17 protein-coding genes are annotated in these 23,705 nt (G+C 60.7%); 2 read left to right on the top strand and 15 right to left on the bottom strand.

All coding sequences use genetic code 11. The annotated features are described in order from the left end of the window. Window positions 1-68 precede the first annotated feature (68 nt). The 7 genes from ATH90_RS01905 to hutC form a co-directional block, all read right to left on the bottom strand. Window positions 69-893: a quaternary amine ABC transporter ATP-binding protein gene (locus ATH90_RS01905; RefSeq protein WP_025859024.1), complete on the bottom strand. Its 825-nt coding sequence runs from the start codon at window positions 891-893 to the stop codon at window positions 69-71. Beyond that, window positions 890-1,741: an ABC transporter permease gene (locus ATH90_RS01900; RefSeq protein WP_034108788.1), complete on the bottom strand. Its 852-nt coding sequence runs from the start codon at window positions 1,739-1,741 to the stop codon at window positions 890-892. Before ATH90_RS01900 ends, ATH90_RS01905 begins: the two co-directional genes overlap by 4 nt. A 71-nt stretch (window positions 1,742-1,812) precedes the next feature. Continuing rightward, window positions 1,813-2,778, bottom strand: a complete 966-nt coding sequence (locus ATH90_RS01895; RefSeq protein WP_034108786.1) for an ABC transporter substrate-binding protein — start codon at window positions 2,776-2,778, stop codon at window positions 1,813-1,815. A gap of 69 nt (window positions 2,779-2,847) precedes the next feature. Next, window positions 2,848-4,305, bottom strand: coding sequence for a purine-cytosine permease family protein (locus ATH90_RS01890; protein WP_098465604.1), 1,458 nt, complete (start codon window positions 4,303-4,305; stop codon window positions 2,848-2,850). 144 nt (window positions 4,306-4,449) lie between these two features. Continuing rightward, window positions 4,450-6,120: a urocanate hydratase gene (hutU, locus tag ATH90_RS01885; RefSeq protein WP_034108784.1), complete on the bottom strand. Its 1,671-nt coding sequence runs from the start codon at window positions 6,118-6,120 to the stop codon at window positions 4,450-4,452. 403 nt (window positions 6,121-6,523) lie between these two features. Beyond that, window positions 6,524-7,084: a HutD/Ves family protein gene (locus ATH90_RS01880; protein WP_069021278.1), complete on the bottom strand. Its 561-nt coding sequence runs from the start codon at window positions 7,082-7,084 to the stop codon at window positions 6,524-6,526. Continuing rightward, complete coding sequence (gene hutC / locus ATH90_RS01875) at window positions 7,081-7,791, bottom strand: histidine utilization repressor (protein WP_420884282.1); 711 nt, start codon at window positions 7,789-7,791, stop codon at window positions 7,081-7,083. Before hutC ends, ATH90_RS01880 begins: the two co-directional genes overlap by 4 nt. 147 nt (window positions 7,792-7,938) lie before the next feature. On the opposite strand from hutC, the gene ATH90_RS01870 reads away from it, so the two are divergent. Beyond that, window positions 7,939-9,303 (top strand): formimidoylglutamate deiminase, encoded by a 1,365-nt coding sequence (locus tag ATH90_RS01870; protein ID WP_098465602.1) that lies wholly within the window; start codon window positions 7,939-7,941, stop codon window positions 9,301-9,303. Between the two features lie 130 nt (window positions 9,304-9,433). On the opposite strand, the gene ATH90_RS01865 is transcribed toward ATH90_RS01870, so the two are convergent. From ATH90_RS01865 to ATH90_RS01840, 6 genes are all read right to left on the bottom strand, one after another. Beyond that, a complete protein-coding gene (locus tag ATH90_RS01865; protein ID WP_028615380.1) occupies window positions 9,434-10,003 on the bottom strand; it encodes a lipocalin family protein in 570 nt (189 codons plus the stop codon). A gap of 30 nt (window positions 10,004-10,033) precedes the next feature. Beyond that, window positions 10,034-10,288, bottom strand: coding sequence for a hypothetical protein (locus tag ATH90_RS01860; RefSeq protein WP_017849914.1), 255 nt, complete (start codon window positions 10,286-10,288; stop codon window positions 10,034-10,036). Window positions 10,289-10,464: 176 nt separating this feature from the next. Continuing rightward, a complete protein-coding gene (locus tag ATH90_RS01855) occupies window positions 10,465-11,475 on the bottom strand; it encodes a class 1 fructose-bisphosphatase (RefSeq protein ID WP_003187818.1) in 1,011 nt (336 codons plus the stop codon). A 108-nt stretch (window positions 11,476-11,583) separates the two neighbouring features. Next, window positions 11,584-12,936 carry a DUF3999 domain-containing protein gene (locus ATH90_RS01850; RefSeq protein ID WP_098467636.1) on the bottom strand — a complete coding sequence of 451 codons (1,353 nt, stop codon included), beginning with the start codon at window positions 12,934-12,936 and terminating at the stop codon, window positions 11,584-11,586. Then, the gene (locus ATH90_RS01845) at window positions 12,936-16,454 is read right to left on the bottom strand and encodes a DUF2339 domain-containing protein (RefSeq protein WP_098465601.1); all 3,519 of its coding nucleotides are present in this window, start codon (window positions 16,452-16,454) and stop codon (window positions 12,936-12,938) included. The genes ATH90_RS01850 and ATH90_RS01845 overlap by 1 nt, the downstream gene beginning before the upstream one ends. Window positions 16,455-16,654: 200 nt before the next feature. Continuing rightward, complete coding sequence (locus ATH90_RS01840) at window positions 16,655-19,105, bottom strand: glycogen/starch/alpha-glucan phosphorylase (RefSeq protein WP_034108775.1); 2,451 nt, start codon at window positions 19,103-19,105, stop codon at window positions 16,655-16,657. 239 nt (window positions 19,106-19,344) lie between these two features. Here ATH90_RS01840 and ATH90_RS01835 point away from each other — a divergent pair, with 239 nt between their 5' ends. After that, a complete protein-coding gene (locus ATH90_RS01835; RefSeq protein ID WP_017529542.1) occupies window positions 19,345-19,779 on the top strand; it encodes a YkgJ family cysteine cluster protein in 435 nt (144 codons plus the stop codon). A gap of 187 nt (window positions 19,780-19,966) precedes the next feature. Here ATH90_RS01835 and typA read toward each other — a convergent pair whose 3' ends face one another. Together typA and thiI are read right to left on the bottom strand one after the other, a co-directional pair. Beyond that, a complete protein-coding gene (gene typA, locus ATH90_RS01830; RefSeq protein WP_034108771.1) occupies window positions 19,967-21,787 on the bottom strand; it encodes a translational GTPase TypA in 1,821 nt (606 codons plus the stop codon). A gap of 139 nt (window positions 21,788-21,926) precedes the next feature. Continuing rightward, window positions 21,927-23,381 (bottom strand): tRNA uracil 4-sulfurtransferase ThiI, encoded by a 1,455-nt coding sequence (gene thiI / locus ATH90_RS01825; protein ID WP_034108769.1) that lies wholly within the window; start codon window positions 23,379-23,381, stop codon window positions 21,927-21,929. Between the last annotated feature and the right edge of the window lie 324 nt (window positions 23,382-23,705).

Here is a 23,705-nt window from a genome sequence, read left to right as displayed (position 1 = left end):
GGAATGCATTCCAAATGTGGAAGCGGGCTTGCCTGAGACAGCGCCAGCCGGCTCACCACAAGGTCCGGTCAGACCACCGCAGCGCGCCGCTGAACAAACCGGTCCACGTACTCATCCGCCGGCGAATGCAGGATCTCGCGCGGCGTGCCGACCTGGATCAGCTTGCCGTCCTTGAGGATCGCAATGCGGTTGCCGATGCGCACGGCCTCGTCGAGGTCGTGAGTGATGAACACGATGGTTTTGTGCAAGGTCTTTTGCAGTTCCAGCAACTGGTCCTGCATCTCGGCGCGGATCAGCGGGTCGAGGGCGCTGAAGGCTTCGTCCATCAGGATGATGTCGGTGTCGGCCGCCAAGGCGCGGGCCAGGCCCACACGCTGGCGCATACCGCCGGAGAGCTGGTGCGGGTATTTGTTTTCGTAGCCCTTGAGGCCCACGGTTTCGATCCAGTGCAGCGCGCGCTCGGCGCACACCTGCTTGGTCTCGCCACGCACTTTCAAGCCATAGGCGACGTTGTCGAGCACGCTCTTGTGGGGCAACAGGCCGAAGCTCTGGAACACCATGCTGATCTTGTGCCGACGGAATTGGCGCAGGGCTTCCATATCCAGTTGCAGGATGTCTTCGCCGTCCACCAGGATCGCGCCGCTGGTCGGGTCGATCAGGCGGTTGAAGTGGCGCACCAGGGTGGACTTGCCGGAACCCGACAGGCCCATGATCACGAAGATCTCACCGGTGCCAATGCTCAATGACAAGTCGTTCACACCGACCACGCAGCCGGTTTCGGCCAGGACCTGGTCCTTGGTCTTGCCCTGGCTGACCATGGCCAGCGCATCCTTGGAACGCGCGCCGAAGATCTTGAAGACGTTTTTAACTTCGATTTTGCTGACAGTAGTCATTTGCTCGCCTCATGCCGTGGACGACCATAGGCCTGGGTAATGCGGTCGATGACCACTGCGAGAATCACGATCGCCAGCCCGGCTTCGAGGCCACGGCCAACGTTGAGGGTCTGGATGCCGACGAGGACGTCTTCACCCAAGCCCCGGGCGCCGATCATCGACGCGATGACCACCATCGACAGCGCCATCATGGTCGTCTGGTTGATACCGGCCATGATGCTCGGCAATGCCAACGGCAGTTGCACACCGAACAGTTGTTGCCAGCGGTTGGCACCAAACGCGTTGATGGCTTCCATGACTTCGCCGTCGACTTGGCGAATGCCCAAATCTGTCAGGCGAATCAGCGGTGGCGCGGCGTAGATCACCGTGGCGAAAATCGCCGGGACCTTGCCCAGGCCGAACAGCATCAGCACCGGGATCAGGTACACGAAGCTGGGCATGGTCTGCATGATGTCGAGCAGCGGCATCAGCACCGAACGCAGGCGATTGCTGCGTGCCGACAGAATGCCCAGCGGAATGCCGATCAGCACCGATATCACCGTGGCAACCATCATCAAGGCCAGGGTCTGCATCAGCTTGTCCCACAGGCCTACCGCGCCCACCAGGAACAGCAAGCCGACGATCACAGCTGTGGTCACCAGCTTGCGGGTGGCGTGCCAGGCGACACCGCCGACGATAGCCAGCATCAGCCACCACGGCGCCATGCGCAGCAACCCTTCCAGGTTGACGATGGCCCATAGCAGGGTGTCGGAGATGTGCCGGAACACATCACCGTAGTTGGTGACCAGTGAGTCCACCCAACCGTTGACCCAGTCGGCGATGGAAAACGTAAAACTCTCAGGAAACATATCGTGCTCTCGATCCAGTGGGTTGTGGCCAGGCGCCCGGCTGCCCCTCAGGGTAGCCGGGCACGCTTGACCTACAAGGCCGCGTCGATTTTCTTGGCTGCGTCGTCGCTCACCCAGGCGTGCCAGACTTCAGGATGTTCCTTGAGGAAAATTTTCGCCAGTTTTGGCGACTCAATTCGCTCCTTGGCCATGCGACCCAGGTTCTGGTTCAGCAGGTCGATGGGCAGGTTGACCTTTTCCAGCACGGCCACCAGCTCCGGGGCTTGTTCGTGGAAGGTCTTGGACAGGCCGACCTTGATGCTCACGCTTTTATCGACGCCGGGTTTTTCTTCCAGCTTGACCAGGTCGACCTGACCCATCAGCGGCGTTGGCGACCAGTAGTAGAACAGGATCGGCTCGCCACGCTTGTAGCTCGACAGCACCGCTGCATCCAGCGCCGGGCCGGTGCCTGGGCGGAAGTTGGTGTAGGCGTTTTCCAGGCCGTAGCTTTTCAGCATCTCGCTGTTGTCCAGCTCGCAAGTCCAGCCGGCCGGGCAGTTGTAGAAGCGGCCCTTGGAAGGCTCTTCCTGGTCCTTGAAGACCGAGGCGTACTTGGCCAGGTCGGCGATGTTTTTCAGGCCTGGTGCCTTGGGTTCGAGCTTGCGCTTGGCGTCGCCTTCGATCACGTAGCGTGGCACGTACCAACCTTCGATAGCGCCGACAACCGGGGCACCGACGCCGACGACTTTGCCGGCCTTCTCGGCTTTGTTCCAGACCTCGCTGCGGCCGACCCATTCTTCGGCGAACACTTGGATGTCATTGCTGCTCAGGGCGTTTTCCATGGTGATGGAATTACCCGGCAGGCTGTCGGTTTTGCAGTCGTAGCCTTTTTCCAGCACGGTTTGCAGGATGTCGGTGAGCAACATGCCGCTTTCCCAGTTCAGGCCTGCGAATTTCACTGGCTTGCCGGATTCACACCAGCCGGCCGCCTGGGCGCCAGCGCAGGCCAGCAGGCCTGTAGAGAGCACGGTGGCTAATAGGGTCTTATGCATTTTCATTGTTGTGACGCTCCCAATCTTGAAATGGATTACGGCAGTCAGTAGGCATCCTGCCCTGTCCACGTCCCATCAGGCTTGTGCAGCCAGCCCGTTTGCTCTTGGTATAGCGCCCTGCTCTACCGGCAGGATCAGGTGATCGGGCACCGTGCCGTGCCATTTTTTCGCACACACGTAATACAGCACGGCCGGCAGTACCAGACCGATGATCCAGGAAATATCCACATCCCCCAGCGCGGCCACCAGGGGACCGGTGTAGAACTTGGTGGAGATGAACGGCAACTGCACGAGCACGCCGAACACATAGACGCTGATACCGAGCAGGTTCCAGCGACCGTAGCGTCCGTTCGGGTCGGCGAGCGCCGGCACGTCATAGCGCTCGCGGGTGATGCAGTAGTAGTCCACCAGGTTGATCGCGCTCCAGGGCGTAAAGAATGCCAGCAGGAACAGAATGAAAGACTTGAATGCCCCCAGGAACGAGTGCTGGCCGAGCAGCGCGATCAGGGTCGCGGTGCCGACAATCACCAGCACGAACACCAGGCGCTGCAGGCGCGTGACCTCCAGGCGACCACGGAAGCCGCTGATGATGGTCGCGATGCACATGAAGCTGCCGTAGGAATTCAGCGTAGAGATGGTGACCTTGCCGAACGCGATGCTGAAATACAGCAGCGCAGCGGTGGCACCAGTACCGCTCAAGCCAACGATGTAGGCCACTTCGTGACCGACGAACTGCCCGTTGGACATGGCCGCGGCAAACACGCCGAGGATCATCGCCACCTGCGCACCCACGACCGAACCCGCGCCAGCGGCGAAAAAGGTTTTCATCGATGACGTCTTGCTTGGCAGGTAACGCGAGTAGTCCGCCACGTAAGGGCCGAAAGCAATCTGCCAGGAGGCCGCGAGCGACACCGCCAGCAGGAAACTGCTCCAGCTGAAGTGGCGGATTTGCAGGAGTGCGCCGACGTCGGTCTGGCTCACCAGGCGACTGAACAGGTAGACAAAGGCAATCACGCCAATGACGCTGGCAACGCGACCGATGAAATGGATCACCCGGTAACCCAGTACCGTGACCAGCACGATGACACTGGCGAAGACCAGGATACCGACGCTGTCGCTGACCCCGAACAACTGCCCCAGCGCCTGACCGGACAGCACGGTCCCGGTGGCAGTGAAACCGAGGTACATCAGGCACACCAGCACGATCGGGATGGCTGCGCCATACACGCCGAACTGCACCCGACTGGAGATCATCTGTGGCAGCCCAAGCTTAGGCCCTTGCGCCGCATGCAACGCCATGACGCCACCGCCGATCAGTTGACCGATAAACAGCCCGATCAACGACCAGAACACATCACCGCCCAACACCACGGCCAAGGCCCCGGTGACAATCGCGGTGATCTGCAGGTTGGCACCCATCCACAGGGTGAACTGGCTAAACAGACGACCGTGTCTTTCCGCTTCCGGGATGTAGTCGATCGAACGCCTTTCGATCAACGGGGTGGTGCTTGCACGTGCGTCATTTGCAGCCATGTGTGTTCAACCTCTGATGGATTGTTCATAAAGCCTGTGTAAAACCGCTTGTCTGTGGGAGCTGGCTTGCCTGCGATGCGGGCGACTCGGTCTATCAGTCGAACCGAGGGGATGCCATCGCAGGCAAGCCAGCTCCCCCATGGGTTATTTGATCATCGGGAGATTGAGGCCCTGCTCCTTGGCACAGTCGATCGCGATCTGGTAGCCGGCGTCTGCATGACGCATCACGCCGGTGGCCGGGTCGTTGTGCAGCACGCGGGCAATACGCTCGGCCGCTTCGTCGGTACCGTCGCAGACGATGACCATGCCGGAGTGCTGGGAGAAGCCCATGCCTACGCCGCCGCCATGGTGCAGCGAGACCCAGGTCGCGCCGCTGGCGGTATTGAGCAAGGCGTTGAGCAGTGGCCAGTCGGACACGGCGTCGGAGCCGTCCTGCATGGCTTCGGTTTCGCGGTTCGGGCTGGATACCGAGCCGGAGTCGAGGTGGTCACGGCCGATCACCACGGGGGCCGACAGCTCGCCGCTGCGCACCATTTCGTTGAACGCCAGGCCGAGCTTGGCGCGCTGGCCCAGGCCAACCCAGCAGATACGCGCCGGCAGGCCCTGGAAGCTGATGCGCTCGCGCGCCATGTCCAGCCAGTTGTGCAGGTGGGCGTCGTCCGGGATCAGCTCTTTGACTTTGGCGTCGGTCTTGTAGATGTCTTGCGGGTCGCCGGACAGCGCAGCCCAACGGAACGGACCAATGCCACGGCAGAACAGCGGGCGGATGTAGGCCGGCACGAAACCCGGGAAGGCGAAGGCGTCTTCCACGCCTTCTTCCTGGGCCATCTGGCGGATGTTGTTGCCGTAGTCGAAGGTCGGAATGCCTTGTTTCTGGAATTCCAGCATGGCTTTGACGTGCACGGCCATCGACTGCTTGGCGGCCTTGATCACGGCGGCGGGCTCGGTCTTGGCGCGGGCGCGGTATTCGTCCCAGGTCCAACCAGCCGGCAGGTAGCCGTTGAGTGGGTCGTGGGCGCTGGTCTGGTCGGTGACCATGTCCGGGCGCACGCCGCGCTTGACCAGCTCCGGCAGGATTTCGGCGGCGTTACCCAGCAGGGCAATGGAGATGGCCTTGCCTTCCTTGGTGTATTTGGCGATGCGTGCCAAGGCGTCATCGAGGTCGGTGGCTTGCTCGTCGACATAACGGCTGCTCAGGCGGAAATCGATGCTGACCTGCTGGCACTCGATGTTCAGCGAGCACGCGCCCGCCAGGGTTGCCGCCAGAGGCTGGGCGCCGCCCATGCCGCCGAGGCCGGCAGTCAGCACCCAACGGCCTTTGAGGTCACTGTTGTAATGCTGGCGACCGGCTTCGACGAAGGTTTCGTAGGTGCCCTGGACGATGCCCTGGCTACCGATGTAGATCCAGCTGCCGGCGGTCATCTGGCCGTACATGGCCAGGCCCTTGGCATCCAGTTCGTTGAAGTGTTCCCAGCTTGCCCAGTGCGGCACCAGGTTGGAGTTGGCGATCAGGACACGTGGCGCGTTGCTGTGAGTCTTGAACACGCCGACCGGCTTGCCGGATTGCACCAGCAGGGTTTCGTCATCGTTCAGATGAGTGAGGCTCTCGACGATCTGGTCGTAGCACTCCCAGTTACGTGCCGCACGGCCAATACCGCCGTACACCACCAGCTCCTTGGGGTTCTCGGCCACTTGCGGGTCGAGGTTGTTCATGAGCATGCGCAGCGGCGCTTCAGTCAGCCAGCTTTTGGCGGTGAGCTTGTTACCGTGGGCGGCACGGATTTCGACGTCACGGTACTTGGTAGGCTTGGTCACAACAGAACTCCTCGGCGATCGATGCGCGAACATGGATGGTGCGAAGGAGAGTCTTACGCACACATCTTTACTTGTACATACAAGCATATGCAATCAAGCGGCCAACTTTTTCGGCGAGGTGTTTGGATTTTTTTGGAAAGCGCGTCCGGGCCTTGGAAATTAAGGCTTCGAAGCTTGATGAAATTTCTTGAGGGAGCGTTCTGCCAAGAGGGAGGCTTGTCACGACAGCGCGGTTTTGCGCCACGCTGGGGCATTCGGTAACAAATTGGTGCGGGCGCTGGAAACAGTTTTTTGCTCACCACAAAACAACGGTGGGAGCGGGCTTGACCGCGAATGCGGTGGCTCAGCCAGCCTATCTGGTACTGATACACCGCACTCGCGGGCTAGCCCGCTCCCACATTTTCTAGTCGCGGGCGGTCAGTTCGATGACGCAGCTGCGACCGCTGACGGAGATATCCAACAAGCCAGTGTTACCGTCCACTTGCAGGCAGTCGTGATGGCCCAGCGTGTGACCCAGCACCTTCACTTCGTCCGCCACGCTAAACACCAACACCGTCTGTGCCGTGCTGAAAAAGCGCTGCTCGCCATCCACCCATTGCAGCCTCGCGTGGTAACGCTGCGGCGCATAGATCAGGTTGAAATCGCGAATCGGCCCGGTGATCAAGCGGCACGACACCTGGCTGTCACCCTTGAACGCAAAGGGTTGCAGCGGTAACAACCCGCGCTGCTCCTCGCCATCCACAGTCAGCACCATGCCCGCGCCTTTGATCACCGTGATCACGCGCTGGTAACCGGCGAAGGTGGAAAACCCACCCGACTCGGCGATATCGGCAATCGACAGGCGCCAGCCGAAACCATCCAGGCCCTGGCCTGCGTCTCGGGTGATTTCTTCAGTACTGCCGCCGCCGTTTTTCCACGGCATGCGTACGTAATCGGCGGCGCGCCAGACTTTTACTGCATTCATTTACTGAAACGTCCTTCCAGGCTGTGACGGGAACCGGGGTGGATCAGACGCGCGGCGGTCACCGGCTGGCGACCCGACCAGGTGCGCCTGCGAATCAACAGGCACGGCTCGGCGGGTTCGATCTGCAGCAGCTTGCACTCGGCCGCATCGGCGAGGATGGCTTCGACCACGTGCTCGCCTTCGGTCAGCGGTGCCACCTGGTTAAGGTAGGCATAGGGCGTCTGCTGGGTGAAATCCTGTTGCAGGTATTCCGGTGCGACCAACGCATTGACGAAACGGTCCTCGATTTGCACGGGAATATCGTTCTCGAAGTGCACGATCAACGAGTGGAAGACCCGCCCGCCTTCGCGCATTTCCAGGGCGACAGCACGCTCCGAGCCGGCAGCTTCTTCACCCAGGGTGATGACCTGGCAGGTATGCCGGTGGCCGCGCGAGGCGATCTCATCGGCAATGTTGTGGACTTCGAACAGTGCAGACTGGCTCTTGGGCTCAGCGACGAAAGTACCGACGCCTTGCATGCGTACCAGCAGACCTTCGGCGGTGAGCTCGCGCAGGGCGCGGTTGATGGTCATGCGACTGAAACCGAGCTGGCTGACCAGTTCGCTCTCCGACGGCACGCGATAATGGGGCGGCCAGTTGCCGTTGAGGATTTGCTGGCTGATCATCTGTTTGACGCGGGCATACAAGGGCGCCGGACTTTCGTCCATGTGGGCAGCCAGCGAGGAGTTGGCGGGCGGAGTCGGCACAGGGAATCCTTGCAGGGGGAAAAGATGCATAGATTGCCGGAGTTTACCGAGCAGGCAAACGTCTGTATATGTATATACAAATAAACACACGACCGGGGTGCCTTGATCATGTCCGCTTTCTTTGCCGAACGCGCGCTGCTGCCTAATGGATGGGCCAATGATGTACGTCTTGAAGTCAGCGTCGATGGGCGACTGACACAGGTTGAGGCCAATGCCAGCGCAGAGGCTGCTGAACGGCTGAGAGGCCCGGTCTTGGCGGGCATGCCGAACCTGCACTCCCACGCGTTCCAACGGGCGATGGCGGGTTTGGCCGAGGTGGCCGGTAACCCGAATGACAGTTTCTGGACCTGGCGCGACCTGATGTACCGCATGGTGGGCAAGATCAACCCGGATCAATTGCAGGTGATCGCGCGCCAGCTGTACATCGAGATGCTCAAGGCCGGCTACACCTCGGTGGCCGAATTCCACTACGTGCACCACGACGTCAGCGGCCAGCCGTATGCCGATCGCACGGAATTGTCGCGGCAGATCAGCCAGGCAGCGACCAGCAGTGGCATCGGCCTGACGTTGGTGCCGGTGCTCTACACCCACTCCGGGTTTGGCGGCCAGGCACCGAATGAAGGCCAGCGGCGCTTTATCAACAGCACTGAAAACTACCTGGATCTGCAGGCACGCCTGCAGCCGATCCTCGCTGCACAACCGGCGCAGCAACTGGGCCTGTGCTTTCACTCGTTGCGTGCCGTCACGCCGCAACAAATCAATGACGTGCTGGCCGCCAGTGACAAGGCGTGCCCGGTGCATATCCACATCGCCGAACAACAGAAAGAAGTCGACGACTGCCTGGCCTGGAGCGGCAAGCGCCCGCTGCAATGGTTGTATGACAATGTCGAGGTCGATGAGCGCTGGTGCCTGGTGCACGCCACGCATGCCGATACAGACGAAGTGGCGCGCATGGCCAAGAGCCGTGCGATTGCTGGCCTGTGCCTGACCACCGAGGCAAACCTGGGTGACGGTATTTTCCCGGCGGTGGATTTCCTCGCCCAGGGCGGACGCATGGGGATCGGCTCCGACAGCCATGTGTCATTGAGCGTGGTGGAAGAACTGCGCTGGCTCGAATACGGCCAGCGGCTGCGCGACCAACGGCGTAACCGCCTGTATCGCCGTGATCAGCCGATGGTTGGACGCACGCTGTTTGATGCCGCACTCGAGGGTGGTGCCCAGGCACTGGGACAGCCAATTGGTCGGTTGGAAGTGGGCAAGCGTGCGGATTGGATTGTGCTGGACGGTAATGATCCGTACCTGGCGACGGCGACGGAGGATGGGATTCTCAATCGCTGGCTGTTCGCGGGCGGTGACCGGCAGGTGCGTGATGTGCTGGTCAACGGCAAGTGGGTAGTGCGCGACGGGCGTCATGCCGGTGAAGAAGAAAGCAGCCGGGCCTTTACGCATGTCTTGAGAGATCTATTGGGCTAACTCGCGACACATAACAAATGTGGGCGCTGGCTTGCCTGCGATACAGGCACCGAGGGGTTTCAGTTACACCTCGGTGATGCTATCGCAGGCAAGCCAGCGCCCACATTTTTTGATCGGCGGTGACCCAGGTTTATTGAGAGGTCTTCGCCATCTGCTTGTCCGACGTACGCCAGATCAACCGTGTGGTGTCATACCCCTGTTGCCGGGCCCTGCTCAGCAGGTCTTCACGGGTGTCCGCACTGACCGTCGGCGTGCGCGACAGAATCCACATGTAACGCCGGCTCGGGCTACCGACAATCGCGGTCTTGTAGTCATCGCTGACATACAGCACCCAGTAATCGCCCTTGGCAACGCCCGGCAACAGGGCGGTGAACCAGTTATTGAATTCCACCCAGAGCTTGTCGGTCTTGCCCGGCACTTGCGGGGTGGCTGTGCCCTTGGCTTCTTCCCACTTCCATTCGGTGGTCAGGCAACGGTTGAACACCGACATGTCGCCATCGGGCAGCAGGGTGTAGCGGGCTTCGGACTGCGCGCAGTTGCGCTGGAAGTACATCGGCAATCGGGCCAACTCATACCAGGTCCCCTGGTAACGCTTGAGGTTGACGTTGCTCGCTGTCTTGGGTTGCAGATCGTCGCCAGAATGGCTGGCGCACCCCGCCAAAAACAGGCTGGCGCAAAGGAACAAAACAAAACGCATCATTCTTCTTCTCCCGCAGGCTTGCGCCCCGGTTTACTTCAGGCCTTGCCCGGAAAACATCAGAACCTTGTCACCGGCATATTGAACGCTGATAAAGCTGTTTTTATCGCCCCAGGTGCAGCTGGACATGCCCAGCGCGCCGGAACAATCGGTCGGCTTACCCAACAACGACTCCACCTCTGCCTTGGCCATGCCAGCCGATAGCTTCGCGTAGTTTTCTTGGTTGACCTTGCTGCAAGCGGCCAACAGCACGCAAAAAGCCAGCAAAGCGAGACGGCGTAACGACATGGAAAAACTCCTGGAGGGACGAAGCAGCTTGGGTATCTGCCAGAAGCTTAGAAGGAAAAATAGGTGTCTGGTTCCCGACGAGTGAAAACAAAAAAGCCCCGAAAACGCTGAAACGTTTCGGGGCTTCTTCAAGGGTGAACCGGCTCACAACAACACCGGTCACTTATCGCAAAGACTTACTTCTTGTGGTAGGCCGTCACACGCTCAACTTCTTCCTTCGAACCCAGGAATACGGCCACGCGCTGGTGCAGGCCTTCAGGCTGGATGTCGAGGATGCGCTGGTGGCCGTCGGTGGACGCACCGCCCGCCTGCTCAACCAGGAAGGACATCGGGTTGGCTTCGTACATCAGGCGCAATTTGCCTGGCTTGGACGGCTCGCGGCTGTCGCGTGGGTACATGAACAGGCCGCCACGGGTGAGGATACGGTGCACGTCGGCGACCATCGCGGCTACCCAGCGCATGTTGAAGTTTTTCTTCAACGGGCCTTCTTCGCCTTCCATCAGCTCGTTGACGTAGCGCTTGACCGGCTCTTCCCAGTGGCGCTGGTTGGACATGTTGATCGCGAATTCCTGGGTGGAAGCAGGAATGGAGATGTCTTCGTGGGTCAGGACGAAGCTGCCCATTTCGCGGTCCAGGGTGAAGCCCTTGACGCCGTCGCCCAGGGTCAGCACCAGCATGGTCTGCGGGCCGTAGATCGCGTAGCCGGCAGCGACCTGCTCGGTGCCTGGCTGCAGGAAGGCCTTTTCGTTCAGGGCTTCGTTCTGGCTCAGGTATTCGTTAGGGCAACGCAGCACCGAGAAGATGGTGCCGACCGGTGCGTTGATGTCGATGTTGGACGAGCCGTCCAGTGGGTCGAATACCAGCAGGTAGGCGCCTTTCGGGTACTTGCCTGGGATCTGGTAGGCATTGTCCATTTCTTCGGACGCCATGCCGGCCAGGTGACCACCCCATTCGTTGGCTTCCAGCAGGATCTCGTTGGAGAGCACGTCGAGTTTCTTCTGCACTTCGCCTTGGACGTTTTCAGTGCCCATGCTGCCCAGGACACCACCCAGCGCGCCTTTGGAGACGGCGTGGCTGATTTCCTTGCAAGCACGCGCCACCACTTCGATAAGGAAGCGCAGATCGGCAGGCGTGTTGTTGCTGCGGGTCTGCTCGATCAAATAGCGACTCAGGGTAACGCGGGACATGGAAGGCTCCGGAAAATGGGGGGCTAAAAACCCGCGCAGTTTAACGCGAGTCGGGGCGTATTTCCTCCTATCAGAGGATTTAAACCCAATAGAGTTCATGGACTTTATTTAACGTGCCACCGGTGGCTTGCGCAGCAAACTGTAGGCCATGGCGCCCAGTGCCGCCACGCCAAGCAGCAACACGGCCCACAGGCCGAGTTTCTTCCAGTCGGTGCCGGCTTCGGGCAATGCGGCAATCGTTGGCGGCTTGACCGCGATTTCCCCCGCCAACGTGGCCTGCCCCAACGTCTTCAGACGCTCGGGACTGTCATCGGGGATCAGCGTCGACAGCGGCAGGTTCGCCCCTTTCACGGAAGCATTCCCCAGCGCCAGGGTAAACGGCGGCTCCCCACGCGCCAGGAAAACCAACTGCGTGGCACGCACGGCAACACGCAACGCGGGAGTTTCGACGCCCAGGCCGCCGCCCCGCTCATCCACCTGCAACTTCAACTGGGCAACCGTCTGGCCGGGCAACTGCAATTCATCCTGCACCACGTCCTTGCCGTTCTGGCTCAGGCGGTACAGCAGGCCATTGCTCAACGGCTGCCACGTTTGCTTGATGTCACTTCGGCCCGACAACGTCACCGGCGCCAACGTGTTGGGCTGCGTCAACTCGACCCGCAAACGTTCGACATTCAGCCCCGCCGGCAATTGCCAGCTGTACTCTCCCGCCTTGAGCCGCTCCCCCGCCAACGCTTGCGACCACACCAACGGCATCGGCAGGTTGCTGCTGGTGGCGCTCTCCAACTGGGCCGACGTCAGCAACGGCGCCGCCTGGCCCTGCCATACCAGCCGCAGGTAACGCGCCGATTGCCCAGGCAGGCTCACGTCATGCTGCTCGACCCGCTCATCGGCAAATGACAGGCGCGCCACCTGACCATCTCCCCAGGCTCGCCAGTGCTGCAAGTCATCACTGGCTTCAATGCTGAAACGCTGGAAACCCTCTTGCTCGCGGCTCCAGTCCAGGCTCAGTTGCTGCAGCGGGGCCTTGATTGCACTGGCGTCCAACACCCAGCCACGCAGCACTTGTTTGCCGGGCTTGGGAGCGCTGGACGGTTTTATTTCAACCAGGGTGCCTGCCGTGGTGGCTTTCATCACCACGTCGGGCAAGGCTTGCTGGGTATCGGCGGCGTACAGTGGGAACCACTTCACGTCGGTGACGGTGCGGCTCTCAGTGCGCTGCGCGGTTTGGCGCGACAACGCGTAGGCCTGGGGCTCTCCGGCGGCGTTGAACACGCGCACGTCGCCGAGATCGGCCTGGCGCGCGCTCAATTGCACGGCCAGCGGCAGCTCCAGGCGGTACCAAGGGCCGCTGCCGCTGACACTCAGTGGCACGTGGATGGTGAAATCGGCGGGCGTTTCCTGCGCCCACACGGACAAGGTCGTACACACGCCCAGCACAGCCACGCTCAACTTACCGATCAAGAGGATGCTCCTTGAGTTTCCGACCCCGGTTCTGCGCGTTTGGGCGGCAGCGGTGCGAAGTAGCCCACCACCAGCAACAACCCACCCACGCCAATAAACGACACGATCCGCGCCAGGCCGCCACGGTTGCTCAGTTCGACAAAGAACAGTTTGGCCACCACCACGGCAATCAGCGCCGCGCCGATCAGCCACACTTCGCGGCGATGGCGCAGGTGACCGCCGATCATCAGGCCGAGGGCAATCAGCGTCCACACGATCGACAGGCCGGCCTGTACCCGCATGGAGTCGAGCAACGCATCCAGTTGAAACGGCACGCCGCCCCAATGGTGGGCGGTTCGCATCACCAGCGCGGTAAAGAAGGCAAACAGCGAAACACCCACCATACCTTGGGCGATCAACTCGACACGCGGTCCGCGCAGCGGCGCCACACTTCGCGCGCACCAATACACACCCAGCAGCGCGAACAGCAAACCCAGGTCCAGCGGGTTAATCAGTGGCAGATAGGGCAGCGGCTTGGCCGTGCCATCGCTGAAGCCGTTCGCCAGCCAGAACCAACCGAGCATCAGCACCGCCAATGGCACTGCCGCCAACACTCGGTACTCCCTTGGATACGCCGACACCGGCCAAGGCCATTGGCGCGGCGTGGCAGCCAGCACGAGATAGAGGCTTGGCAAGATTGCCCAGCCCAGCCAGCGCCAGGCGTTGTACTCGGCAGACAACCTCAGCAAACCGTAACGCAGCTCCAGCGCCAGCATGCCGACCAGCATCCAGCAGCCCAGCACGTGAGCGACACTCAGCGCCTTGGCAGGGACAATCGCCGCCAGACGTCGCAGCGAGATGAAATGCACCACGAACACCGCCGACCACGCCAGCCAGCCGTAGTCCGCCCCCGGGTGGTAATAGGTATGCGCGCACACCAGCAACACCACGCCCGCCGCTGGCATCAGCATCGTGCACAGCACACCCAGAGACACCCATTTCAGGCGCGAAGCCAGCAGCGTCCAGATCGCAACGCTGATCGCCGCGCTGCCCAACAGGAACGCCCCCTGCAATTCCTGCGGGATAAACCGCAACACTTCACCGACCAGCGCCAACGTCCACCACGCGGCGCCCCACATCAACAGCAGGTCGGACAGGCGTTGCAACTTCAACACGGCAAACATCGGTGGGTGGGGTTCACGCTGCAAGCGCCAGGCACCCACGAGTGCGGCCAGGCCCAATACCAGCGGCGTCCAGAAACCGCTATGGGCCAGCGGGCGCAAGCCCTCGCTGGTCAACGGCCCGAGCAACTCCGGCACCGCCAGCAGGAACGAGGCGCCACCCACCAATTGCAGTAACAAACCAAATACGAAACCGACGCGTTGTTGCAGGTACAAGCTCAGCCAGATGATCAACAAACCACTGGCCGCCCATACGCCGCTGGCGCTTTCCCACGGCAGCACGAACAGCACCGCCAGGTTGATCAGTACAAGTCCAGCCAGCAGCACCACCGACAGCCCGCGCAGCAGCCGGACATCACTGCGCACCCCGTCGTCTTGTGCAGCCAACAGCATGCCGCCGATCAACGCCAGGCCGATCAGTGAAGCGCTCAACAAACCACTCCAGCCCGCGCTGAACACCGCCGTCCCGTCGCCACCCTGCAGTTGCAGCAGGAACAACGCGCCGCCCAGCAATTGCACGGCGAACGCAGTGAACAGGAAGGTCCGCGAGCCGATGCGCAAGCCGATGAACAGCGTTACCAGGCCGGCGATTGCCCAACTGAGCGCGGTGCCTTGGGTATTCAGCCACAACGGCGCGAGCAGGTACAAAAAGCTCAAGCCAAGGCTCGCCAGTACCGGCAGGCCTTTGCGTTCCCAGTCTGCCGCCTGCTCGGTCGTCGCCTTGCGCAGTTGATCAAAGCTGAACAGCAACGCCGCCCCCAACAGCAACGCCCCCAAGGGCGCACCGTCGAGCAAGGTGCGCTCTGCGACACGCAACTCGCTGAGGAATGCCAGCGCCGAGCCGACTTGCAGCAGCACGCCAAAGGCCCGCGCCAACGGTCGCTGCTGACGCAGGCCGAGCCAGAAGATGCCCGCACCTTCCACCGCCCAGGCCGACGCAGTCCAACGCGCATCCAGGCCCAGGGGAATCGCCAGGCTGGCAAAGATCACCCCCAGGGCCAGGCAGGTTTCCGCGAGCAGCAAGGCACGCCCGCCGCTCAATAGCCGGGCCAGGCCCATGTAGAGGATACCCAGGCCCAAGGCGCTGAACGCGGCTGCAAACTCCAGGTGCTGCACCACTGCGAACTGCAGGCCGAAACCCACCAGCGGCGGGCCGAACAGCATGCTGCCGTCGACATAATCGCCCTTGGCCGCTGACCAGCGCAGCAGCGCTTCACGGCTGCTGTCCTCGGGCGCGTCCTTCATCTCCCGCAACTTGCGCCGGGCGAACAACAGGCCGATGGCCAGGTACATCAGGAAAAACAGAATCAGGAACGGCTCGGTACTCCACAGCAGTTCCGGCGTGTAGGAGCGCAGGCCCCAGGCGAAACCGATACCAAAGGTGCCGACAAAGCCGATCAGGTTGAGCAGGCGCCAGGCCTTGAACCAGGCAATCGCAAGGATGCCGGCGTTGAGCAACGCGAAATAGCTGAACAGCGCCACCGAGTTGCCAGCGCCGGTGGACGCGAGGATCGGCGCGGCAAAACCACCCAGCGCTGCCGCGCAGGCCAGCCCCAGCGCATCCTGGGTAATCGCCAGGATCGCCGAGAACACCGTGACGGCCACCAACAGGCCAAGTGCAGCACTGGGGTCGATCAGCGGGTGCAAGCGCATCGCGGCGAACACCGTCAGGTAGAGCACGGCAATGCCGGTGCCTTGCAGCATCAGGCCGTAATTGCTGTTACGCAAGCGCAGCCACCAACCCAGTCCCAGCAGGCCCAATGCAGCAGCGGCAACGCCGGCGTAACGCACTTCGATGGGCACCACCATGCCCTCGGTGGCGTAGCGCAGCAGGAACGCCAGGCCGAGGAACAACAGCACCACACCCACTCTCAGCACAGTGTTGCCGCCAAACAGCCAATTGCGCGCACCGTTGATGGCGCGTTCGATAAGGTTGGGGCCACGGGGAATGGCGGGCGCTTGAACACGCGGCGTCGGGGCAGGCGCCCAGACATCTTCGGGCAGCGGCTGGCTCGCCTCGGCGACCGGTTTGACGGGGTCCAATTCGGCAGGCAGCTCCCAGACAAGCTCGGGCGCCTGGGTGACGGGCGTCGGCTCGGGGATTGGCGGTTCGATAATGACACTGCTCGTCGCGGCGGGTACTTCCAGTTGCCGCAGGCGCTCACCCAGCGCTATCAGCGACTTCTGCGTGGTTTCCAACTGACGAGCCTGCTGTTCTGCCTGGGCCGCCAGCTTCGTCAGGCGAATCGCCTGACCAATCCCCAACCCCAGCAGCGCACCGATACCCGCACCACTGAACGACTCATCGAGCGTCCAGCCGAGCACCAGGCCAATCAGCATGAAAATCCATTGCATGGTCGATATCCCTAAGCAGCCCGAAGCGGGCAAACCGAGGCCTAGTATATCGACGCGCACCCCATGTGGAAGCGGGCGTGTGTGGGAGCCGGGCGTACCCGCGATGCAGACACCTCGGTGTATCTGTCACACCGAGGTGATGCTATCGCAGGCAAGCCAGCGCCCACACAAGCCCGCACACATGTTCAGGTCAGCGATGTTCAGTCGAGGGCTTTCCAGATCTCGGTCGCGTACTCCCTGATCGTACGGTCAGAGCTGAACCAGCCCATGCGCGCGGTATTGAGCACCGCCGAACGCCACCACGCCTTGGAGTCGTGCCAATGCGCCTCGACCCGCGCCTGGGCGTCCCAGTACGAATCGAAGTCGGCACAGACCAGGAAGCGGTCATAGTCGATCAGCCCGTCGATCAGTCCCACGTATCGGCCCGGGTCATCCGGCGAAAATACCCCGCCACGGATCGCTTGCAGCACATCGTTGAGACGATGGGAGGCGGCGATGTCGGGCCCGGCATTGAATTCACCCGCATGCTTGCGGGCTTCCACCTGCTGCGCACTGAGACCGAAGATAAACATGTGCTCTGCACCCACGCGTTCGTGCATTTCCACGTTGGCGCCGTCCATGGTGCCGATGGTCAGCGCACCGTTGAGGCCGAACTTCATGTTGCTGGTGCCCGAGGCTTCAAAGCCGGCCGTGGAGATCTGCTCCGACAGGTCCGCCGCCGGAATGATGCTTTCCGCCAGGCTGACGTTGTAGTTGGGCAGGAACACCACCTTGAGCAAACCGCGCACCGTCGGGTCGTTATTGACCGTGCGGGCGATGTCGTTGGTCAGCTTGATGATCAGCTTGGCCTGGTGATAGCTGGCCGCCGCCTTGCCGGAGAAAATCTTCACGCGCGGCACCCAATCAGTGCCCGGTTCGGCACGGATCGCCTGGTACAGCGCCACGGTGTGCAGCAGGTTGAGCAGTTGGCGCTTGTACTCGTGGATACGCTTGACCTGCACGTCGAACATCGCCGCCGGGTTGACCGCAATGCCCAGGCGCTCGTGAATGATGTCCGCCAGTGCACGCTTACTGTGCAGACGCTGTTCGGCAAACGCCTTGCGGAACGTCTGTTTCTCGGCAAACGGCTCAAGCTCCACCAGCCGCTCTTCGGGCTTGTCGAGAATGTCCGGGCCGAGTGCTTCCACCAGCATGGACGTGAGCTTCGGGTTGGCCTGGTACAACCAGCGGCGGAAGGTGATGCCGTTGGTTTTGTTGTTGATGCGCTCCGGGTACAGCTTGTGCAGCTCGGAGAACACCGTGCTGCGCATCAGTTGGGTGTGCAGGCCGGACACGCCGTTGACGCTGTGGGAGCCGAGAAACGCCAGGTTACCCATGCGCACACGGCGACCGTTGTCTTCTTCGATCAGCGATACCGCGCGCAGCACGTCAAAGTCGTGGATGCCTTTGGCGCGCAGCGAGTCGATGTGCTGGGCATTGATCAGGTAGATGATCTGCATGTGCCGGGGCAGCATGCGCTCCATCAAGCCGACCGGCCAGGTTTCCAACGCTTCGGGCAGCAGCGTGTGGTTGGTGTACGACAGGGTTTCGACGGTCACGTCCCACGCGGCTTCCCACGGAATGTCGTGCAGGTCGACCAGTTGGCGCATCAACTCGGCCACGGCGATAGACGGGTGGGTGTCGTTGAGCTGGATGGCGGCATGCTCGCCCAGGCTCAGCACTGAGCCGTGCATGTTCTTGTGACGGCGCAGCAAGTCCTGCAGGGAGGCGGAGACGAAGAAATACTCCTGGCGCAGGCGCAGCTCTTGCCCCGCTTCGGTGCTATCGGCCGGGTACAGCACTCGGGAGATGCTTTCGGCACGCGCCACTTCGGCGACGGCACCCAGGTGGTCACCGGCGTTGAAGCGCTCCAGGTGCAAATCTTCGACCGCACGGGCACGCCACAGGCGCAGGGTGTTGACGCTGGCGCCACGCCAGCCGACCACCGGGGTGTCATAGGCCACAGCCCTGACGGTTTCGTTGGGTGACCACACCTGGATCATCTTGCCGGACGCGTCAGCGAGGGTTTCGACGCTGCCGCCAAAGCCGATCGGGTAAATCACTTCGGCCCGCTCAAACTCCCACGGGTTGCCGAAATCCAGCCAGCGTTCGGTTTGTTCCTGTTGCCAGCCATCGACAATCGCCTGGCGGAACAAGCCATGCTCATAACGAATGCCATAACCATGGCCAGCAATGCCCAGGGTCGACATGCTTTCCATGAAGCACGCCGCCAAGCGGCCCAGGCCACCGTTGCCGAGCGCCGCGTCGGGCTCCAGCAAGCGGATACGCTCGAGGTCGACGCCCAGCTCGGACAGTGCTTCGCGTGCGATTTCCAGCACGCCAAGGTTGCTCAGGCTGTCGTAGAGCAAGCGGCCAATGAGGAACTCCAGGGAAAGGTAATAAACCCGTTTCTGGCCTTTACGGTAGATACGCCGTGTATGGTCCATCCAGTGGTCGACCATCTGGTCGCGGGCGGCCAAGGCAATGGCTTCGAACCAGTCATGGTCAAAGGCGTGATCCGGGTCCTTGCCCACCGCGTAGGTGAGCTTGGTCAAGACGGCATCGCGAAATGCGGCTACCTCTGCTTCTCGTGCAAGTGGTTCCTGAGACATCAATTGCGACCTCGGGCGAGATAGAAGGAGTTGCTAGAGCCTAGACGGTCTGACAGACGGTAGACGCTCTGGTTCGGCAGTTTTTTAACTCATTCACCATTGCATGAATTAGATGCAGGGGTCGTGCCCGATCAGCCCGAGCGCAAACCTTTGAGCTGAAAACCTGAAAATATTGTTCAAAAAATCACCAATCCCGGTATGATCGCGCGCCCGGATACAGCCCCACCTTTGGAACCCTGATGAAGCCTCAATTGATCGCCGCCGCGGAACTCGACCGACTTGAAACGTGGCAGAAATACTCCGCGCATATGTGCGGCGGTTGCGTGTCCAGCTGCTGCACGCTGCCGGTCGAAGTGAAGATCAAGGACCTGATCCGCATCGGCATCGTCGATGAATTCGAGCGTGGCGACCCGCCGAAGAACATCGCTAAGCGCTTGCAGAAGGAAGGCATCGTCGAGCGTTTCAATTCCAAATCCGAGATCTTTACCCTGCAGCGCATGAGCAACAACGATTGCCTGTACCTGGATCGTAAGACGCGCTTCTGCACTATTTATGACAAGCGCCCGGATACTTGCCGCAACCACCCGAAAATCGGGCCGCGCCCGGGGTATTGCGCTTATAAGCCGAAGGAAGTGGTGCGCGAGACGAAGTTCAAGACCCTCGACAAGTTCTGATCCAGATTTTTGCAGGGTTCTTGAGGGCCCTATCGCAGGCAAGCCAGCTCCCACATTTGGAATGCATTCCAATGTGGGAGCCGGGCTTGCCCGCGATGAGGCCAGCACAGTAAACACAAAAACCCAAACATAAAAAAACGCCCCCGGCCTTTCGACCGGGGGCGTTTTTCATTCAGCCTGAGTTAACTCAGTTCTTGGCTTTCTTGGCAGCGCGGGTACGCTCGCCTTCGTCCAGGATCTTCTTACGCAGGCGGATCGACTTAGGCGTGACTTCGCACAGCTCGTCGTCCTGGATGAATTCCAGGGCCTGTTCCAGGGTGAAGCGAACAGGTGGAACCAGAGCGATGGTTTCGTCTTTACCCGAAGCACGCATGTTGTCGAGCTTCTTGCCTTTGGTTGGGTTGACGCCCATGTCGTTGTCACGGCTGTTCAGACCAACGATCTGACCGTTGTAGATCTCTTGACCGTGTTCAACGAACAGCTTGCCACGTGCCTGGAGGGTTTCCAGGGAGTAGGTCAGCGCCTTGCCGGTTTCTACCGATACCAGAACACCGTTCTGACGGCCGGACATGTCGCCGGACTTCATGGTGTCGTAGCGATCGAAGATCGAGGTCAGGATGCCAGCACCGTTGGTCAGGGTCAGGAACTGGTTACGGAAACCGATCAGACCACGAGCAGGGATGTTGTATTCCAGACGCACACGGCCTTTGCCATCCGGCACCATGTTGGTCAGGTCGCCTTTACGCAGGCCCATCTCTTCCATGACCTTGCCCTGGGATTCTTCAGGGGTGTCGATGGTGACGTTTTCGAACGGTTCCTGCTTCACGCCGTCAACCTGACGGATGATCACTTCCGGACGACCAACGCCCATTTCGAAGCCTTCGCGACGCATGGTTTCGATCAGTACCGAGAGGTGCAGCTCACCACGGCCGGAAACCTTGAACTTGTCAGCCGAGTCGCCTTCTTCAACGCGCAGTGCAACGTTGTACAGCAGCTCTTTGTCCAGACGCTCCTTGATGTTACGGGAGGTCACGAACTTGCCTTCTTTACCGCAGAAAGGCGAGTCGTTTACCTGGAAGGTCATGGAAACGGTTGGCTCGTCAACGGTCAGAGGCTTCATCGCCTCTACCGCGTCCGGGTGGCACAGGGTGTCGGAGATGAACAGCGAGTCCATACCGCTGATGCACACGATGTCGCCGGCAGCCGCTTCTTCAACGTCCACACGGTGCAGACCGTGGTGACCCATCAGCTTCAGGATACGACCGTTACGCTTCTTGCCGTCGGCGCCGATAGCGACAACCGGGGTGTTTGGCTTGACGCGACCACGAGCGATACGGCCAACGCCGATAACACCCAGGAAGCTGTTGTAGTCCAGTGCGGAGATCTGCATCTGGAACGGACCGTCACGGTCAACAGCCGGCGCAGGTACGTTGTCGACGATCGACTGGTACAGCGGGGTCATGTCTTCGGCCATGTCGGTGTGGTCCAGACCGGCAATACCGTTCAGGGCCGAGGCGTAGACGACTTTGAAGTCCAGCTGTTCTTCGGTAGCACCCAGGTTGTCGAACAGGTCGAAGATCTGGTCCAGAACCCAGTCCGGACGCGCGCCTGGACGGTCAACCTTGTTGATGCACACGATCGGACGCAGGCCGGCTTCGAAAGCCTTCTTGGTCACGAAACGGGTTTGCGGCATAGGGCCGTCTTGAGCGTCAACCAGCAGCAGAACGGAGTCAACCATCGACATTACGCGTTCTACTTCGCCGCCGAAGTCGGCGTGGCCCGGGGTATCCACGATGTTGATGTGGTAGCCGTTCCAGTTGATAGCGGTGTTTTTAGCCAGGATGGTAATGCCGCGCTCTTTTTCCTGGTCGTTGGAGTCCATCACGCGCTCGTCGTTGAGCTCGTTGCGCTCCAGGGTGCCGGATTGACGCAGGAGTTTGTCTACCAGGGTGGTTTTACCATGGTCAACGTGAGCAATGATGGCGATGTTACGTAGATTTTCGATCACTTGTGTATCTCGATCAGAGGATTCGGTGTGCTGACAGGTCGTGGCAGCGATTAACAGTAGAGTCAGGCCTTGCCGTTACAGCTTGACGGCAGAGTCGGGGGGCCGGTGACGCAGGCCACAGGCAAACAGCCCCGGGCTCTTAGCTCGGTCGATAAACGCGCACATTGGCATGCCCCTCACTGAGCAAATGGTGGGCATGCAGGCGACTCATCACGCCTTTGTCGCAATACAGCAGGTACTGACGGCTGTTATCCAGTTCCTTGAAACGCGCGTTCAGTGCATAGAACGGCAGCGTTTGTACGTCGATGCCGGCGATTTCCAGCGGCTCATCTTCAGCGGCATCCGGGTGACGGATGTCGATGACGATCTGGCCCGCCAGGGCTTCGCTGACTTCTTCGATCTTGATGTCCTGGCCCAGTTCGTCGATCACACGATCGATCGGGACCAGCTTGGCGTTCTCGAGCGCACGCTCCAGAATCGCCATGTCGAATTCTTTCTCTTCATGCTCCACGCGGGGACGCTTGGCGTGGGTCTTTGGGTTCACCGAGATGACGCCACAGTACTCAGGCATGTGCTTGGCAAAATCGGCGGTGCCAATCTGTTCTGCCAGGTCGATGATGTCCTGCTTGTGGCTCGCGATCAGCGGGCGCAATACCAGCTTCTCGGTGACGCAATCGATAATCGACAGGTTCGGCAGTGTCTGGCTGGCCACTTGGGAGATCGCCTCACCGGTCACCAGCGCGTCGATCTGCAATTGATCGGCGATTCGGGACGCAGCGCGCAACATCATACGCTTCAATACCACGCCCATATGACCGTTATCGACTTTGCCGAGAATTTCGCCCAGCACTTCTTCGAACGGTACGCTTACAAATAGCACGCGTTGCGAGCTGCCGTACTTCTTCCAGATAAAGTGCGCGACTTCCATCACGCCCAATTCGTGTGCACGCCCGCCCAGGTTAAAGAAGCAGAAGTGGCTCATCAGGCCGCGGCGCATGATCTGGTAGGCCGCCACCGTAGAATCGAAACCGCCAGACATCAATACCAGGGTCTGTTCCAGGGCGCCCAGCGGGTAGCCGCCGATGCTGTTGTGCTGGCTGTGGATGACAAACAACCGTTGGTCGCGAATTTCCATGCGCACTTCAATTTGCGGTGCCTTGAGGGAAATTCCAGCCGCGCCGCACTCGCGACGCAGCTTGCTGCCGACGTATTTCTCGACGTCCATTGAGCTGAAAGTGTGCTTGCCGGCGCGCTTGCAGCGCACCGAAAAGACCTTGCCTTCCAGCTCGCCACCGTAGTGCTGTTTGCACTTCTCGGTGATGTCGTCGAAGTCACCCAACGGGTACTCATCCACCTGCAGGAAATGCGCGATGCCCGGCATGCAGCTCAGGCGCTCGGTCATGTCCTTCAAGGCTTTGGGCTCGGTAATGCGGGTTTCCAGCTCGAGATTGTCCCACACGCCGTTCACCACCACAGCCGGGTCCAGATCGCGGAGCACGGCACGGATGTTCTTGGCCAACTGACGGATGAAACGCGTCCGTACCGGTCGGCTTTTGATGGTGATCTCGGGGAAGACTTTAACGATTAATTTCATGGAAACAGCGCGCGCCGGGCCTGCTGAAAAAGGGGGGCGCGGATTATAGCGGAAATCGCTCAAGGTTTAACCAGTTAATATGCACAGCACGCGCAACGCACTAAATAGGTGCATTTGCGCACCTTTACGCTACATTGAGGTGCGCTATTTTTGGGCTTTTGTCGTAATGCACCTTTATAGGGGCGTTTTTGGAGCAGAAAACCCATGTTGGCGCACTGGCATGCAATTTGCTCTCTTGTGAGGCAGGTTGCCATGGCGGAGTATCCGCGCCGGCATCACCCACATTCTAAGGGCTAACTCCACTACCCAGCCCGAAGCCACCCG

This window comes from Pseudomonas lurida (assembly GCF_002563895.1).
GTDB lineage: Bacteria > Pseudomonadota > Gammaproteobacteria > Pseudomonadales > Pseudomonadaceae > Aquipseudomonas > Aquipseudomonas lurida.
The sequence above is the reverse complement of the archived record's forward strand: the minus strand, read 5'-3'. Positions and strand labels throughout refer to the sequence as shown.